This is a genomic window from Kitasatospora sp. NPDC033851, assembly GCF_055576085.1.
This window is the reverse complement of record NZ_JBVIRL010000018.1, coordinates 139,125-152,935: the sequence shown is the minus strand read 5'-3', so window position 1 is coordinate 152,935 and position 13,811 is coordinate 139,125. Positions and strand designations below refer to the sequence as shown.

Sequence of the window (13,811 nt, the reverse complement as noted above, 5' to 3'; positions counted from 1 at the left end):
ATTCCCAGTCGGACAAACCCCCGGAACCTTTCCCGGCGTCATTGACAGGCGGCGGATTCCCGATGACCCTCGGACGGGGCATCGACCCGCGCAGGAAAACGCCGACCAGCCGCCTCCGGCCGTTCGAGGACGCCGCACACGGGGGCGCTGATGCTCCCGGCGCCGCCCCCACCCACCCCACCTCCGGAGTTCGTGATGACTCTCCTACGGCTGGACACCAGCATCCTCGGCCCCCGATCCAGCACCGCCGTGCTCGCCGACCTCGTGGAGCGGGAGTGGCGCGCCGCGACCCCGGACGCGCCGGTGGTGGTCCGGCGCCACCTCGGCGAGGCCCCGTTGCCGCCGACCGCCTGGGCCGCCGCGGTGGCGACCCGGTTCACTCCCCCGGAGCGGCACACACCCGAGCAGCGGGACGCCCTGGCACTGGCCTCGTCGCTGACCGACGAGCTGGTCGCCGCCGACGCCGTGATCGTCGCGGCGCCGCTCTACAACTTCGGTGTCTCCCAGCACCTGAAGGCCTGGGTGGACCTCGTCCTCACCGATCCGCGGATGGCCCCGGGCGGGGAGAGACCGCTGGCGGGCAAGCCGGCGGTGCTGGTGACCGCCCGGGGCGGCGCCTACGGGCCGGGGACGCCGCGGGACGGCTGGGACCACGCCATCGGCTGGATGCGTCGCATGTTCGACGATGTGTGGAAGCTTCAACTCACCGTGGTGGAACGGGAGTTGACTCTCGTTGGGATCGATCCGGCACTGGACCGGTTCACCGAGCTGGCCGCGCGCACCCGGATCGCCGCAGAGGAACAGGCCCGCGCGGCGGGCCGGGACCTCGCCCGGCGCGAGAGCGCCGTCCTCGGCTGAGCCGCAACTCCCGCCCACCGCCCGACAAGGAGGACACCGTGCCCGCACGCACCGGGAAGCAGTACCTGGACAACCTGACGTCGCTCCAGCCCGAGATCTACCTCAACGGCCGCCGCATCACCCACGTCACCGAGGAGCCGGTCTTCGCCGGCCCGCTGCGGACCATCGCGGAGCAGTACGACCTCCAACTGGACCCGCGGTACGTCGACATCTGCACCTACGCGGACCCCACGACGGGTGAACGGCTGTCGCGCTCGTTCCAGCCGTGCCGGAGCAAGGAGGACCTGGTCGCCAAACGGCGGCACTTCAAGCTCCGCGCCGACCACACCTTCGGGATGATGGGCCGGTCGCCGGACTTCATGAACGCGTTCGTCCTGGGCTGGAACACCAACGCCCCGCTGTTCGGCGACCTGGACGAGCGCTTCGGCCGGAACGCCCGCCGGTACTACGAGCACGTACGGGACAACGACCTCTTCCTGACGCACGTCCTGATCAACCCGGCGATCGACCGGTCGAAGACCTCGTCCCAGCAGGAGGACCCGTTCCTGCACCTGGGGAAGGTGCGCGAGACCGACGAGGGCATCGTCGTCCGTGGCGCGAAGATGCTCAGCACCATGGCGCCGTTCGCGGAGGAGCTCGTGGTCGTCCCCTTCGGGGGCATCGCCCCGGGCGACGACGACTACGCGGTGGTGTTCGCGATCCCCACCGACACACCGGGGTTGAAGTTCATCTGCCGCGAGCCGGTGGCGCCGGCCGGCCGGACGGAGTTCGACCACCCGCTCAGCAGCCGGTTCGAGGAGATGGACTGCATCGCCGTCTTCGACGACGTGCTGGTCCCGTGGGACCGGGTCGTCGTCGACGGCCGGCCCGGCAGCCGCGACCTGGTCAACCGGGTGCTCGGCAACGACCCGAGCGTCCTGGTGGTCAACGGCGCTCGGAGCCTGGCCTCGATGGAACTGCTGTGCGGCATCGCGACGAAGGTCGCCGACGCGACCGGGATCGACGAGTTCCTGCACGTCCAGGAGAAGCTCGGCGACCTCATCTCCCGGCTCGACACCCTGCGGACCCTGTTCTACGGCGCCGAGGCCCTGGCCGCCCCGCTGCCGGACGGCACCTGGGTGCCGTACCTGCCGGGGATGATGGCGTTCCTCATGCAGACCGCGCCGACGCACCGCCGGATGGTCGAGGTCATCCAGATCCTGGCGGCGGGCAACTTCTTCTACGCGCCGTCCGGCGGGGACTTCGCCAACGAGGAACTGCGCCCGCTCATCGACCGGTTCGTGCGGGGTCGCCCGGGCGTCTCGGCCGAGGAGCGGGTCCGACTGTTCAAGCTCGCCTGGGATGTGGCCGGCGACGGGTTCGGCCAGCGGCTCATGCAGTACGTGAACTACTACAGCGGCGACCCGGTGCGGCTGACCGCCGGGCTCTACCTGGGCTCGGACAAGACGGAGATCCACCGCACGGTCGAGCGGGCGCTGGCCGGCTCGGACCGGAGCCTGGACATCCCGCTCTCGCCGGAGGTGCTGCACATGGCGCCCCCTCCCGCGCCGACCAAGCCGCTCACCGGGATGTACCCGGCGAAGAGCCAGCCGTCGTCGTAGCGGCCGTGGCGGTGTGCGAGCGGGGAATCTCCCCACTCGCACACCGGGACCACCGGGGCCACCCGGGAGCACGGGGATCACCGGCAACCCGGAGGGGCGATGCCAGGGATGCTGCAGCCAACCTAATTTGACCGAACGTCAGGAATGCCAGACGCCAGAGATGCCGAGGCTGCTAGGATGCTAGCAATCTCACCCCCGGTCGCCGGTGGTCGGCGCCCGGCGGCACCTCGCATCCCCGGCACGGCCGGGAGGACGGAAGGACGGCGATGGCGGGTACGGGCCGGTTGATCATGAGGGGCGTCGTCGGCGGACTCGCCATCGGCTTCGGTGGCCGGAAGCTGTTCGGCTGGTTCGGCGGATCGGGCCACGAGCAGACGGCGGAGAACTTCGAGAAGTTCGGGTACCGCAACGGCCGGGCGATGGCCACGCTGGCCGGTGTCACCGAACTGGCCGCGGGCGTGGGCCTGGTGACCGGGACGGCCACCCCGCTGGCGGCGGCCGCGCTCATCGGGGAGATGGTCAACGCCGCGGCCGTGCACCGGCGGGAGGGCCTGTGGGCCGAGAACGGCGGCTACGAGTACCCGGTGGTCCTGATCACGGCCGCGGCCTGCCTGGCCTGGGACGGCCCGGGGCCGCTCTCCGTCGACCGTGCGCTCGGCCGCGAGCGGACCGGTGCCGCCTGGGGGCTCGGCGCCCTCACGCTCGGCGTTGCCGCCGGGACGACCGTGTGGCGCGTGTTCCGCGACGAGACGTACTGATTCCCCGCAGCAGACCGATGCCAAGCTGAACACCGATCCCACGCTCCTCGGCTCCCGCGACGATGCCGAGGAGCGTGCGTCATTCCATCGGGTGAACTCGGCAGTACGGGACGAGCCCCGCAGCACGCGCCCGGGCGCGACGGATCCGCCCGGGCGCAACGGCGCGGGCACCGAGCATGACCTACCGTGATCGGAGATCCACGGACCGAGAGCGAGTACGTCATGCCTGCCCAGCGAACCGTCGCGCCCGAGTCGACCGCCTTGCGAGTGGCCCTGTGGCGGGCCATGCACGTCCAGGTCGACGCGCCCCCGCACGTCCTCGACGACGAGATCGGCCTGGAACTCGTCGCGCCGGGTGAGAACTGGCGCCGTCGGCCCGACATGGGCAGGAACGCCACCGGCGGGTTCCGCGCGGGCGTCGTCGCCCGGGCGCGGTTCGTGGAGGACCTGGTCGCCGAGCGGTTCGCCGCCGGCGTCCGGCAGTACGTGATCCTCGGCGCCGGCCTGGACACCTTCGCCCAGCGGCGCCCGGAACTCGCCGCCGAGATGCGGGTGTTCGAGATCGACCAGGACGGCCCGCAGGCGTGGAAGCGGCAGCGGCTGAACGAGCTCGGCTACGGGGTGCCCGACTGGCTGCGCCTGGTCCCGGTCGACTTCGAGGCGGACGAGGACTGGTGGCAGCGCCTGGTCGAGGCCGGCTTCGACCCGGACCGGCCGGCAGTGCTGGCCAGCACCGGGGTCAGCATGTACCTCACCAAGGACGCGGTCGCGGACACCCTGACCAAGGCGGCGAAGACGGCCCCGGGCTCCGCCTTCGCGATGACCTTCCTGCTGCCGCCCGAGACCGTCGCCGTCGCGGGCGAGCAGCCGCACTATCCGATCCGGTTCCGCAGCTTCTTCACCGCCGAGGAGATGCTCCGGCTGGCGCGCGAGTGCGGGCTCCACGAGGTGCGGCACGTCTCGACGGCGGACCTGACCGAGCGCTACTTCGCCGGGCGCCCGGACGGGCTCCGGCCGGACGTCGGCGAGTCCTTCCTGCTCGGGTCTGGCGTCTGACTCGGGTCTGGCGTCTGACCCACGTCTGGCGTCCGACCCGGGACCGGCGGCCGGGGGGCAACGAAGTCCCGGCTGCGGATCAGCGCGGTGGCCAGCACGCCACCCACCAGCGCCAGCAGGCCGGCGACGAGCAGCACGGCGTCGAGGGAGTCGGCGAATCCGGCCCGGATCGCGTCGGCCAGCGCGTCGCGGGCCTCCGTCGGCGCGAGCGCCACCGCCCGGTCGGTGACTCCCCGGTGCACCGCACCGGCGATCTGCTCGACCTGGCCGCTCAGCGCCGGGATGTCGGCCAGCCGGTGCCGGAGCGTCGCGTGCAGCGAGGCCGCGAAGATCGTGCCGTAGCAGGCGACCCCGACCGCGATGCCGATCTGCCGGAAGGTCTGGTTGGCGCCCGAGGCCATCCCGGACCGGTGCGGCGGCACGACACCCACCGCCGTCGAGGCGAGCGGTGGATTGACCAGGCCGGCGCCGAGGCCGGAGACGACGAGCCCGGCGATGAGGTGGGTCCACTCCGACCCGGCGGTCAGGCCCCGCATCAGCAGCAGGCCGGCGCCCACCAGGCCGAGGCCCGGGCCGATCAGCCACCGCACCGGCACCCGACTGGTCAGCCGGCCCGCGGCGAAGGCGGCGACGAAGGTGAAGGCGGAGCCGGTCAGCAGTCGGACGCCGGTGACCAGCGGGCTGCCGCCGAGGCCGTTCTGGAGATAGAGGACGAGGTAGACGAAGACCGCGTACAGCGAGGCGTTCATGGCGAAGGCCGCCACCGAGCCGCCGACGAAGGTCGGGATGCGCAGCAGCGACGGGTCGAACATCGGCTCCGGCACCCGCCGTTCGACCAGCGCGAACGCCACCAGGCAGAGCGCCGCCAGGCCGAGCCAGAGGGGCACGCCGCGCTGCCCCCAGCCGGCTTCGCTCGCCGTGATCAGCCCGTACACCAGGCCGAACAGCCCGGTGGTCAGGGTCACCACGCCCGGCCAGTCGATCCGGCGGTCCCCCGTGGTGCGGGACTCGTCCACCCGGCGCACCGTGATGACCAGCGCGGCGATGCCGACCGGCACGTTCACCAGGAAGATCCCGCGCCAGCCGACGCCACCAGTGAGCACGCCGCCGAGGACCGGGCCCAGACCGGTCGCGACGCCCGCGACCGCGCCCCAGACACCGAACGCCACGCCACGCTGCCTGCCCTGGAAGGAACCGGCGAGCAGGGCGAGCGAGGTGGCCGACAGGATCGCGCCGCCGCTCCCCTGCACCGCGCGGAACAGGACCAGCGTCGACGCGTTCGGCGCGAGGCCGCAGAGCAGCGAGCCGCCGGTGAAGACCACCAGGCCGACGACGAACACCCGCCGCCTTCCGTACCTGTCGGCGAGGAAACCGGCGGTGAGCAGCAGCGCGGCCAGTGTGAGGGCGTAGGCATCCGTCATCCACTGCAGGCCGGCGAAGCTCGCGTCGAGCGCGTGCTGGATGTCCGGCAGGGCGACGACGACCACGTTGACGTCGATCAGCAGCATGAACATCGACGCGCACACCACCAGTAGCGTCCACCATCGGCGTTCCATCGGGCGGGGCCTCCTCGATTCGCAGTAGCTTCGCCGCGCCCTACGCAGCGGCTTACGCAGTGGCTAGCGCCCGGCCGCTCCGGCGATGTCCAGGATCAGCCGCCTGCCGTGCAGTTCACCGGCCTCCATGCGCCGGTGGGCCTCGGCGGCGGCGGGCAGGGGCAGGGTCTCCGTCCTCCGGGCCCTCAGCCGCCCGGTGGGGAGCAGGCGGTTGAGGGCGTCGGCGGCGTCGGCCAGTTCGGCCGTCGTGGCACGGGAGATGACGAAGCCCCGGATCGAGCCGTCCTTCATGTAGAGCGCCCCCGCCGGGAGGACGGGGTGCGTGCGCGCGCCGGCGAGCAGCACGATCCGGCCCCGGGGTGCGAGGAGTTCGACCGCGGTGCCGAGGTCGTTCCGGCCCGAGGTGTCCAGGTGTACGTCGATCCCTTGCGGGCAGAGCGAGTTCAGGTGCTCGGTCAGGCGGGGATCGGCGTAGTCGAGCGCCTCGGCTGCCCCGATGCCGTGGCAGTACGCCAGGTCGCGGCGGGCGGCGGTGGCGATCACCCGGGCGCCCGCCTCGGCGGCCAGCACGACGAGCGCGCTGCCGACGTTGCCGGCGGCACCGGCGACGAGGACGGTCTCCCCCGGCCGGAGGGCGCCGTGCCGGAACAGCGCGAGCCAGGCGGTGGCCCCGGGGTGCACCACGGCGAGGGCCGTGGTCGGCGCCACTCCCTCCGGCAGGTGGTAGAGCCGGTCCGCCGCCACAACCGCCCGTTCCGCCGCGGCCCCCGGCCGGCCGTCGTGGCCCAGGCTGTTGCACCACACCCGGTCGCCCGGGGCGAAGCCGGACACGTCGGCGCCCGTCTCGGCGACCACGCCGACCACGTCCCGGCCGATCACGAACGGGAAGCTCAGCGCGGTCCGGTACTGCCCGGACCGCACGAAGGTGTCCACCGGGTTGACCGTCGAGGCGAGGACGTTGACCAGCACCTCGTTCGATCGGGGCCGTGGGGCCGGGAGTTCGCCGTGCCGAATCTCTTCGGGTGACCCGAGTCGGTCTACATAGGCAGCCAGCACCCTGCCGATTCTGGCACCGGTGGACCGCGCGCGGGAACGTGCGGAGAAATGACCTGAGGCTTCGTCAACTCACACAAGACGTGCCGACTTGACGCACCCGCGACCTCTTCTTTGACTGCCGGCGCCACCCGCACGAGATTCGATCCATGACCTCAACCGATTTCCAGCTCACGCCCTTGTTCGATGTCCGGGCGCGGATCCGGATCGCCGCGTCGCCGGCCGAGGTGTACGCGGTGGTCAGCGATCTGCCGCGGAGCGCCGAGTGGAGCCCGGAGTGCACGGGCGGTACGTGGGTGGCCGGCCGCCCGGGGACGGTGGGCGCCGTCTTCCGCGGCGAGAACCTGCGCGCCCCGGACGTCGTCGCGTGGGCGCCCGTCGTCCGCGGCGTGTGGCGCACCGAGTCGCAGGTGGTCGCCGCCGAGCCCGGGCGGCTCTTCCGCTGGGCCATGCGGGACAGCGCCGGGAACCCGCAGGACAGCGTCTGGTCGTACGAGATCGCGCCGGACGGCGACGGCTGCGTCCTGGTGCACGGCCTGCGCATGGGCACCGCGACCGAGGGGATCCGGGGGATCACCGCGGAGATGGACGAGGCCACCAGGAGGAGGTTCCTCGCCGACTGGACCGAGAAGCTGGCCGGGGACCTCCAGGCCACGCTGGGCCGCGTCAGGGCGATCGTCGAGAAGGCGTGACCGGGAGGAAGGGCGGAACATGCTGCTGCAACGGGTGGGAAATCGCGGAATCCGGCTGGGCACGCTCTTCGACCGGGCGGCGGCCCGGCATCCGGCCAACGTCGTGGTCCTCGACCACGATCTGGACCTGGCGCCCGAGCCGGGCCGTCGGCTGACCGTCGGGGAGATCGCGGACCTGGTCGACGACTTCGCGTCCCGGCTGTGGGCGGCCGGGGTCCGTCCGGGGGACCGGGTGGTCGTCTACAAGACGAACAACTTCGACATCACCCTGCTGGCGTGCATGGCCGTGCGGATCGGCGCGGTGCCGGTGCTGCTGTCGCCGAAGCTCGACGGCGCGACCGTGGCCGAGCTGGTGCGCCGGGTGGACCGGCCCTACCTCATCACGGACCAGGCCAAGTTGGACGGCGAACTGCCCGCCGCGGTCTTCGACCACGCGCGCCGGGTGCTGCTCGCCGCGGGCGACCACCCCGACGCCCGACGGCTGCAGGACCTGGCCGGTTCACCGCGGGTCGCGCCGGTCGCCGTGTCCGCCCACCATCCGACGCTGATCACGCACACGTCCGGCACCACCGGCATCCCGAAGCTGGCCGTCCACACCGGCTGGACGCTGCAGGCCCGCTACCGGCCGCAGGCCGCGGCGGCCGCGCTGGTCCGCAAGCGGCGCCCGGTGGCGATGCACGTGTCCTTCGTGCACTCCCGGCTCTTCACCGCGATGGCCATCGCGCTGCTGCGCGGTTTCCCGCTCGTCATGCTGGCCGACGACGACCCGCGACGGACCGCCGACCTGTTCGCCCGGCTGCGCCCGGGTGTGGTCGAGGCCCACCCCAACACGTTCATGCGGTGGGAGGAGCTGGTGGACGACCCGCGACGGCCGCTGGCCCAGGTGAAGTACTTCAGCAGCACCTTCGACGCCATCCACCCCCGGACCGTGCGGCGGATGCTGGGGGCCTCCCGGCACCAGGTGCCGATCTTCGCCCAGCTCTACGGCCAGAGCGAGGCCGGACCGGTGGTCGGGCGGATCTTCACCCGGTGGCGCGGCGAGGACGCCGACGGCCGCTGCGTCGGCCACGCGTTCCCCGGCATGACGGCGGTCCGGGTGGTCAGCCAGGACGGCCGGCCGGTGTCCGAGGCGTCCCCCGGATTCATCGAGATCCGCTCCAACGGCCGGGTCCTGACGTACCTGGGCGAAGCCGAGCGGTACGCCCGGCAGGAGCACGACGCGTGGTGGCGCATGGGCGACGTGGGCTACCGCACCCGGTGGGGCTGCCTGCACCTGCTCGACCGCGAGGTCGACGTCATCCCCGGCTTCGGCAGCACCCTGACCGCCGAGGACACCCTCTTCTCCGCGCTGGACGAGCTGGCGGAGGTCATCATCGTGCCCGGCCCGGACGGCAGGCCGGTGCCGGTGGTTTGCACCCGGGACAACAAGCCGCTCGACCAGGCGGCGTGGGAGCGTGCCACGGCCGGCCTGCCCCCGATGGCGGCGCCGGTCCAGTGGCGCCAGGCGGACCTGCCGCAGACCGCCACCACCAAGATCAAGCGGCTGGAGCTGGCGAAAGCCCTGAGCAACGGGAACCGGGGCCGATAGCGATGGCGAAGGTAGTCGTCGCCGGCGGCGGCATCGGTGGGCTGGCCGCCGCCTTGGGCATCGCGCGGCGGGGCCACGACGTGGTGGTCCTCGAACGCGGCGCGCACTTCGCCGAACTCGGCGCCGGGCTCCAGCTGGCGCCGAACGGGATGCACGCCCTGGCCCGCCTCGGGCTGGGTGCCGACGTCCGGTCCCACGCGGTGCACGTCGACGAGCTGCGGTTCATGGACGGTGTCACCGGTGAGCACGTCACCAGCGTGCCGCTCACCGAGGGCTACCGGCGGCGGTTCGGCAACCCGTACGTGGTCGTGCACCGCCGCGAACTCCACGGGCTGCTGCTCGCGGCCTGCCTCGACACGGCGCGGATCGAGCTGTGCCCGAGCCGGCCGGTCGCCGGGTACGAGCAGGACGGCACCCGTGCGACGGCCGTCCTCGACAACGGCGAGCGGATCACCGGTGACGCACTGATCGGGGCGGACGGCATCCACTCCGCGGTCCGTCGGCAGCTGGTCGGCGACGGACCGCCCCGCATCTCCGGCATCACCGTCTACCGCGCGATCATCCCGATGGAGCGGGTGCCGGAGCCGCTGCGGTGGAACGCCGTGACGTGGTGGGCCGGTCCCGGGTGCCACTTCGTGCACTACCCGATCGCCGGGGGCGAGTACCTCAACCTGGCCGCCAGTCACGACGGCGGCGCCACCCGGGCGCTCGCCGGCGTCCCGGTCGAACAGCGCGTCGTCCGCGACCTGTTCGGCAGGCTCGACACGACGCCGCGCCGGCTCCTCGACCTCGGTGAGCAGTGGAGGTCCTGGGTGCTGGTCGACCGGGCCCCGGTCGACGACTGGACCGACGGCCCGGTCGCCCTGCTCGGCGACGCGGCCCATCCGATGCTGCACTACGCGGCCCAAGGGGCCTGCCAGGCCCTGGAGGACGCGGTGGTTCTGGGCGACCTGCTGGACGGCGGCGGAACGGACGTCGCCGGGTGCTTCGCGGAGTACAACCGGCTGCGGCGCGACCGCACCGCCGCGGTCCAACGGATCTCCCGCGCGAGCATCGCGCTGTGGCACCCGGCCGGTGCGGACGCCTCGGCCAGGAACGCGGCGCTGTCCGGGATGTCGCCCACCGACCTGCACGACCACCTCGCGTGGATGCACGGCGCACGGGACTTCACCACCGGCGCCCCGGCCGCCCTCCCCCACCGGGAGGCGGCCCGATGACCGACCGGCACCTGCAGGTGTGCATCATCGGGGCCGGTCCCCGCGGGCTGTCGGTCCTGGAGCGGCTGTGCGCCAACGCCCGGCACGATCCGACGGCCCCCGCCGTCACCGTGCACGTCGTCGACCCGCAGGCCCCCGGCGCCGGCGCCGTCTGGCGGACCGGGCAGTCCCGCCACCTGCTGGCCAACACCGTGGCCTCGCAGATCACCGTCTACACGGACGCCAGCATGCGCATCGCCGGGCCGATCGAGCCCGGCCCCAGCCTGCACGCCTGGGCGCGGAACGTGGCGCTGCTCGGCTCCCCCGCCGACTACGACGAGGACGTCCTCGCCGAGGCACGGACCCTGGGCCCCGACTCCTACCCCACCCGGGCGCTGTACGGGCACTACCTCCGGGACGCCTTCCGGCGGGTGGTCTCCTTCGCCCCCGAGCGGGTGCGCGTCCGGGTGCACCGGTCGCTCGCCGTGGCCATGGCCGACACCCACGGCCTGCCCGACGGCGCGCAGGGCGTCCGGCTGGAGAACCGGACCCGGCTCGACGACCTGGACGCCGTGGTGCTGGCCCAGGGCCACCTCCCGGCCCGGCTGACCCCCCGGGAGGAGCGCGCGGCCGGCCTGGCCCGCATCCACCACCTCGGCTACCTGCCGCCCGGCAACCCCGCGGAGACCGACCTGAGCGCGGTCACGCCGGGCCGCCCGGTGCTGCTGCGCGGCCTCGGGCTGAACTTCTTCGACTACATGGCCCTGCTGACCGTCGGCCGCGGCGGCTCCTTCGTCCGCGACGGCGACCGACTGCGCTACCGGCCCGGCGGGGACGAGCCTCTGCTCTACGCCTTCTCCCGCCGCGGAGTCCCGCACCACGCACGCGGGGAGAACGAGAAGGGCGCCTCCGGCCGCCACCGGCCCCGACTGCTGACACCCGGGTTCCTCGACGGGCTGCGCCGCCGCGCCCGCGCGGGCGGCCGGGTCCGCTTCGGCACCGACCTGTGGCCGCTGATCGCCCGGGAGGTCGAAGCGGTCTACTACGGCGCCCTGCTGGCGTCCCGGGGGCGGCAGGCCGAACGGGAGGCCTTCTCGGAGCAGTACGTGGCGCTGCCGGACCCGGCGGACCGGGCCCGGCTGCTGGAACGCCACGGCATCGCCCCCGCGCACCGGTGGGACTGGGCACGGATCGCCCGGCCCTGCGCCGGTACGGAGTTCGGCGGGCGGGCGGAGTTCCGGAGCTGGCTGCTGGCGTACCTGGCGCGGGACGTGCGGGAGGCGAAGGCGGGCAACGTCAGCGGGCCGCTGAAGGCCGCCCTGGACGTGCTCCGCGACCTGCGCAACGAGATCCGGCTCGCGGTGGACCACGGCGGCCTGGACGGCGACTCGCACCGGGACGAGCTCGACGGGTGGTACACCCCGCTCAACGCCTTCCTCTCCATCGGCCCGCCGGTGTCGCGCGTCGAGGAGATGATCGCCCTGATCGAGGCGGGCGTCCTCACCCTCACCGGGCCCGGCACCCAGGTGCGCTTCGACACCGCCTCCCCGGGCTTCGTCGCCAACTCGCCCCTAGCGCCGGGACCCGCGGTGCGGTCCGGGGTCCTCATCGAGGCCCGGCTGCCCGAGCCGGACCTGCGCCGCACCGCGGATCCGCTCCTGCTCCACCTGCTCCGCACCGAGCAGTGCACCACCTACCGCATCCCGAACGCCCGGGGCGGCGCCCACGAGACCGGCGGACTCGCCGTCACCGAACGCCCCTACCGGCTGCTCGACGCGCACGGGCAGGCCCACCCGCGCCGCTTCGCCTACGGCGTCCCCACCGAGGCGGTGCACTGGGTCACCGCGGCCGGCATCCGCCCCGGGGTCGACTCGGTGACCCTCGCCGACGCCGACGCCATCGCCCGCGCCGTGCTCGCCGTGCCACCGGTGGACCGTCAACCGGTCGCGGCCGACCCGGCGAGCGATCCGACCGAACTGACGGGAGTTCCGATATGACGATGCCGCCGCCCCCCGCCGACGCCCGTGCCGCTACCGGTGCCGATGCCGATGCCGATGCCGGCCTGCTCTCCCCCGTACGGGCCGGCACCCCCGTCGAGGCCGCCGTCGCCGACCGGGCGTGGCTGCAGGCCATGCTCGACGCGGAGGCGGCACTGGCCCGGGCCCAGGCCCGGCTGGGCACCGTACCCGGACCGGCGGCCGCCGCGATCACCGCCGCGGCCCGGGCCGACCGCCTCGACCTGCGCCGCATCGCCGTACAGGCGCGGGAAACGGCCAATCCGGTGGTGGCACTGGTGACGGCGTTCACCGCGCTCGTCGCCGCCGACGACCCCTCCGCCGCCGAGTACGTGCACCGGGGCTCCACCAGCCAGGACATCTTCGACACCGCCGCCATGCTGGTCGCCGACCGGGCGCTGCGCCTGCTCCGGCAGGACCTCGGCCGGACGGCGCGGGCGCTGGCCCGCCTCGCCGGCCGGCACCGTGACACGGTGATGGCCGGCCGGACCCTGGCCCTGCACGCGGTGCCCACCACCTTCGGGCTGAAGGCCGCGGGCTGGCGGAGCCTGGTGCTCGACGCCGCCGACCGCGTCGACCGGGTGCTGCGGGACGGTCTGCCGGTGGCGCTCGGCGGGGCGGCCGGCACCCTCGCCGGCTACCTCGCCCACGCCGACGCCTACGCCGACGCGGGGGGCGCCGCCGACCCCGGCGGGTACGCCGACGCCCTCGCCGACGCGTTCGCCGCGGAGACCGGGCTCGCCCGACCGCGACTGCCCTGGCACGCGCTGCGCACCCCGATCGCCGACCTCGCCGCCGCGCTCTCCTTCACCGCCGGCGCCCTGGGCAAGATCGCGCTCGACGTCCAGACCCTGGCCCGCACCGAGATCGCGGAGCTGACCGAACCGGGCGCGCCCGGACGCGGCGGTTCCTCCGCCATGCCGCACAAGCGCAATCCGGTGCTCGCCACCCTGATCCGGAGCGCGGCGCTCCAGGTACCGGTACTGTCGGCCGGGCTGACGCAGTGCCTCTGCGTCGAGGACGAGCGGTCGGCCGGCGGCTGGCACGCGGAGTGGCAACTGCTGCGCGAGTGCCTACGGCTGACCGGCGGATCGGCGCACACCGCGGTGGAGCTGGCCGAAGGGCTGCAGGTGCGGGCGGACCGGATGCGCGACAATCTCGCCCTCACCGGGGGCCGGATCGTCTCGGAACGGATCGCCGCCGTGCTGGGCGCCACCCTCGGCCCGGCCGCCGCACGGCACCTGCTGACCGAGGCCGCCGCGGCCGCCGAACGGTCCGGCCGCCCGCTGTCCGCGGTGCTCGCCGAGGCCCCGGAACTCGACGGCCGGCTGCCCGTCGGCGAGTTGGAGCGCCTGTGCGACCCGGCCCACTACACCGGCGCCGCCGGGCCGTTGGTCGATCGGGCGCTGAAGGAGTGACGCTGACGACGGAAGGGGCC

Annotated in this window: 11 protein-coding genes; 9 read left to right on the top strand and 2 right to left on the bottom strand. The window is 73.8% G+C overall.

All coding sequences use genetic code 11. The features are described from left to right. Positions 1–195: 195 nt before the first annotated feature. From ACZ51D_RS29675 to ACZ51D_RS29660, 4 genes are all read left to right on the top strand, one after another. Complete coding sequence (locus ACZ51D_RS29675) at positions 196–858, top strand: FMN-dependent NADH-azoreductase (protein ID WP_465663963.1); 663 nt, start codon at positions 196–198, stop codon at positions 856–858. A gap of 38 nt (positions 859–896) precedes the next feature. Continuing rightward, the gene (locus ACZ51D_RS29670) at positions 897–2,459 is read left to right on the top strand and encodes a 4-hydroxyphenylacetate 3-hydroxylase family protein (protein ID WP_465663962.1); all 1,563 of its coding nucleotides are present in this window, start codon (positions 897–899) and stop codon (positions 2,457–2,459) included. A 266-nt stretch (positions 2,460–2,725) separates the two neighbouring features. Beyond that, positions 2,726–3,217 (top strand): DoxX family protein, encoded by a 492-nt coding sequence (locus ACZ51D_RS29665; RefSeq protein ID WP_465663961.1) that lies wholly within the window; start codon positions 2,726–2,728, stop codon positions 3,215–3,217. A gap of 222 nt (positions 3,218–3,439) precedes the next feature. After that, the gene (locus ACZ51D_RS29660) at positions 3,440–4,273 is read left to right on the top strand and encodes a class I SAM-dependent methyltransferase (RefSeq protein ID WP_465663960.1); all 834 of its coding nucleotides are present in this window, start codon (positions 3,440–3,442) and stop codon (positions 4,271–4,273) included. On the opposite strand, the gene ACZ51D_RS29655 is transcribed toward ACZ51D_RS29660, so the two are convergent. Both ACZ51D_RS29655 and ACZ51D_RS29650 read right to left on the bottom strand, forming a co-directional pair. After that, entirely contained in the window at positions 4,201–5,829 is a 1,629-nt protein-coding gene (locus tag ACZ51D_RS29655; RefSeq protein ID WP_465663959.1) for an MFS transporter, read from the bottom strand. The genes ACZ51D_RS29660 and ACZ51D_RS29655 overlap by 73 nt on opposite strands. A gap of 63 nt (positions 5,830–5,892) precedes the next feature. Beyond that, entirely contained in the window at positions 5,893–6,885 is a 993-nt protein-coding gene (locus ACZ51D_RS29650) for an NADPH:quinone reductase (protein WP_465623491.1), read from the bottom strand. 146 nt (positions 6,886–7,031) lie between these two features. On the opposite strand from ACZ51D_RS29650, the gene ACZ51D_RS29645 reads away from it, so the two are divergent. Genes ACZ51D_RS29645 through ACZ51D_RS29625 form a run of 5 tightly spaced genes read left to right on the top strand, consistent with a single transcriptional unit; the run spans position 7,032 to position 13,791 of the window. Continuing rightward, positions 7,032–7,574 carry an SRPBCC family protein gene (locus ACZ51D_RS29645; RefSeq protein ID WP_465623493.1) on the top strand — a complete coding sequence of 181 codons (543 nt, stop codon included), beginning with the start codon at positions 7,032–7,034 and terminating at the stop codon, positions 7,572–7,574. Positions 7,575–7,593: 19 nt separating this feature from the next. After that, a complete protein-coding gene (locus ACZ51D_RS29640; RefSeq protein ID WP_465623494.1) occupies positions 7,594–9,162 on the top strand; it encodes a class I adenylate-forming enzyme family protein in 1,569 nt (522 codons plus the stop codon). A 2-nt stretch (positions 9,163–9,164) separates the two neighbouring features. Then, positions 9,165–10,379, top strand: coding sequence for an FAD-dependent monooxygenase (locus ACZ51D_RS29635; protein ID WP_465663958.1), 1,215 nt, complete (start codon positions 9,165–9,167; stop codon positions 10,377–10,379). After that, the gene (locus tag ACZ51D_RS29630) at positions 10,376–12,355 is read left to right on the top strand and encodes an FAD/NAD(P)-binding protein (RefSeq protein ID WP_465663957.1); all 1,980 of its coding nucleotides are present in this window, start codon (positions 10,376–10,378) and stop codon (positions 12,353–12,355) included. Before ACZ51D_RS29635 ends, ACZ51D_RS29630 begins: the two co-directional genes overlap by 4 nt. Beyond that, positions 12,352–13,791 carry a nitrosuccinate lyase gene (locus ACZ51D_RS29625; protein WP_465663955.1) on the top strand — a complete coding sequence of 480 codons (1,440 nt, stop codon included), beginning with the start codon at positions 12,352–12,354 and terminating at the stop codon, positions 13,789–13,791. Before ACZ51D_RS29630 ends, ACZ51D_RS29625 begins: the two co-directional genes overlap by 4 nt. The last annotated feature ends 20 nt before the right edge of the window (positions 13,792–13,811 follow it).

What these genes read in the sequence shown, in the direction of transcription:
- ACZ51D_RS29675 (WP_465663963.1), top strand. Translation starts at nt 196, where the DNA reads ATGACTCTCCTACGGCTGGACACCAGCATCCTCGGCCCCCGATCCAGC.
- ACZ51D_RS29665 (WP_465663961.1), top strand. Translation starts at nt 2,726, where the DNA reads ATGGCGGGTACGGGCCGGTTGATCATGAGGGGCGTCGTCGGCGGACTC.
- ACZ51D_RS29660 (WP_465663960.1), top strand. Translation starts at nt 3,440, where the DNA reads ATGCCTGCCCAGCGAACCGTCGCGCCCGAGTCGACCGCCTTGCGAGTG.
- ACZ51D_RS29655 (WP_465663959.1), bottom strand. Translation starts at nt 5,829, where the DNA reads ATGGAACGCCGATGGTGGACGCTACTGGTGGTGTGCGCGTCGATGTTC.
- ACZ51D_RS29645 (WP_465623493.1), top strand. Translation starts at nt 7,032, where the DNA reads ATGACCTCAACCGATTTCCAGCTCACGCCCTTGTTCGATGTCCGGGCG.
- ACZ51D_RS29640 (WP_465623494.1), top strand. Translation starts at nt 7,594, where the DNA reads ATGCTGCTGCAACGGGTGGGAAATCGCGGAATCCGGCTGGGCACGCTC.
- ACZ51D_RS29635 (WP_465663958.1), top strand. Translation starts at nt 9,165, where the DNA reads ATGGCGAAGGTAGTCGTCGCCGGCGGCGGCATCGGTGGGCTGGCCGCC.
- ACZ51D_RS29630 (WP_465663957.1), top strand. Translation starts at nt 10,376, where the DNA reads ATGACCGACCGGCACCTGCAGGTGTGCATCATCGGGGCCGGTCCCCGC.
- ACZ51D_RS29625 (WP_465663955.1), top strand. Translation starts at nt 12,352, where the DNA reads ATGACGATGCCGCCGCCCCCCGCCGACGCCCGTGCCGCTACCGGTGCC.